The following is a 329-nucleotide window of genomic DNA, read 5'->3' as shown; positions in this document are numbered from 1 at the left end:
ACCAGCATTTTGTCGCCTTTGGGCGGCAGGGTATGCACTACGCCGGTGTAAATCAGACGCGCTTCTTCACGGCCGGCGATGACTTCGATGGGAAAACCCAGCGCCGCTTCGGCACGGGGCAGGAATTGGGCGATGTTTTTGGCGACGCGGAAAGTGTTGGTGGCCACCACGCGCACGTTTTCGGGTTGGAATCCGCGCAGGCGTTCGCCAAATTTCGCCAAACATTCCAAGGCTTGTTCTTGAGAGGCTTCGCTCAGGTTTTTTTGTTCGTCCAAGCCGGCGGCAAAGCGAACCATTTGTTTGAACGAGTCGATGACTTTCAGCTGGCC

1 protein-coding gene is annotated in these 329 nt (G+C 56.5%); it reads right to left on the bottom strand.

The features are described 5' to 3' along the window. Positions 1-329, bottom strand: a 329-nt coding sequence (locus ACTHSP_RS23235; protein WP_440347145.1) for a Ppx/GppA phosphatase family protein, incomplete at both ends; no start/stop codon positions are given.

The organism is Neisseria sp. P0001.S005, assembly GCF_051963715.1.
This window is presented reverse-complemented; position numbering and strand designations above follow the sequence as displayed.